Source organism: Achromobacter sp. Marseille-Q0513, assembly GCF_018195695.1.
In the GTDB taxonomy this organism is placed as follows: Bacteria; Pseudomonadota; Gammaproteobacteria; order Burkholderiales; family Burkholderiaceae_B; genus Achromobacter.
The window spans coordinates 1-406 of sequence record NZ_JAGTJY010000573.1; the positions used below are offsets into that span (position 1 = coordinate 1).

Here is a 406-nt window from a genome sequence, read left to right on the forward strand (position 1 = left end):
GCTCCAGGGCCCGGCCGTCGCCGATCTCGCCGGCGGCGCAAGTCAGTGCAACCTGGCCATTGCGCAACACGTGGACGTGCGTGGCCAGGTCCATGACGCGGGCCGTCGATTGCTCCACCACCAGCAGCGTCATGCCGCTTTGGTTCAGCTGGCGCAATTTGTCGTAGACCTGATCGATGACGAGCGGCGCCAGGCCAAGCGATGGTTCGTCGATCAAGAGCAGGCGAGGGCGCAGCAACATGGCCCTGGCAATGGCCAATTGCTGTTGCTCGCCGCCGGACAGATAGCCGGCGGCGCCCTTGTAGCGCTGGCGCAGGATGGGGAACATGTCCAGCGCCATTTCCAGATCCTGGGCGCCGCTCGCGTTGCGGCGCGTCGACAGCGCCAGTCCGAGATTTTCCTCGAC

General features: G+C 65.8%; 1 protein-coding gene. It reads right to left on the reverse strand.

Annotation, left to right across the window (positions count from 1 at the left end; all coding sequences use genetic code 11):
• Positions 1–406, reverse strand: a 406-nt coding sequence (locus KDH83_RS31810) for an ATP-binding cassette domain-containing protein (RefSeq protein WP_212323172.1), incomplete at both ends; no start/stop codon positions are given.